The following is a 255-nucleotide window of genomic DNA, read 5'->3' as shown; positions in this document are numbered from 1 at the left end:
CGTGAGCGTGAGCAGCGGCAGCGTCGCGCCGAACACGGTCATCGGAATGCGCGCGAGGCCCCAGTCCTTCGCGATCGGTCCGATCTGCGCCGTGGCCATCAGGCCGCCCGCCGCCACCGCCACGAACGAGACGTAGATGAGCCAGAACACCGGCTGCCGGACCATCTGCCCCGGCGTGTAGTCGACACGCGTGACGAGACGTCGGCCCGCCGCGGCGCCGGCGCGCGTCACGGGCTTCACGAGCACGAGCGCGAG

At 72.2% G+C, this 255-nt stretch carries 1 pseudogene; it reads right to left on the bottom strand.

The features are described from left to right. Positions 1-255: pseudogene (locus SB751_RS32875) on the bottom strand (oxalate/formate MFS antiporter); the annotation flags it as partial.

The organism is Cupriavidus sp. SIMBA_020 (genome assembly GCF_046535395.1).
Lineage (GTDB): Bacteria > Pseudomonadota > Gammaproteobacteria > Burkholderiales > Burkholderiaceae > Cupriavidus > Cupriavidus campinensis.
This window is presented reverse-complemented; position numbering and strand designations above follow the sequence as displayed.